The organism is Bradyrhizobium sp. Kon37 (assembly GCF_055807535.1).
Map to the genome: position 1 here is coordinate 1 of NZ_JBVVOY010000220.1, position 300 is coordinate 300.

The window sequence follows — 300 nt, forward strand, 5'->3', positions numbered from 1 at the left end:
GCAGGTTGCCGAGTGGCCCGTGCAGGCGCTGGAGTACAAATCGTTTCTGCGTTTTCGGGTAGCCAAAATTCTTGACGATCTATGTGCGAACCAGCTGCAACCATTGCTGTTGAAGACGTTGCTAAACCGCGCTGAAGGTGCGTTGTTGATCAATGCGGTGGGTGTCGATGATGTGAAGCAAGCGGATGAGATGGTGAAGCTGGCGATGCTCATTTCGTAGCCATAATCTAAAAATATCTACATTTCTGAAAAATGCGCACAAAAGCGACATATTGTTTTCTTATTGTGATCAAAAGCAAC

Annotated in this window: 1 protein-coding gene; it reads left to right on the forward strand. The window is 46.7% G+C overall.

What is annotated here, in order from left to right; translation table 11 throughout:
- The coding region (locus AC0L3J_RS37885) for a carbon starvation induced protein CsiD (protein WP_473350516.1) at positions 1-220 on the forward strand (220 nt) is incomplete at its 5' end.
- Positions 221-300 lie beyond the last annotated feature (80 nt).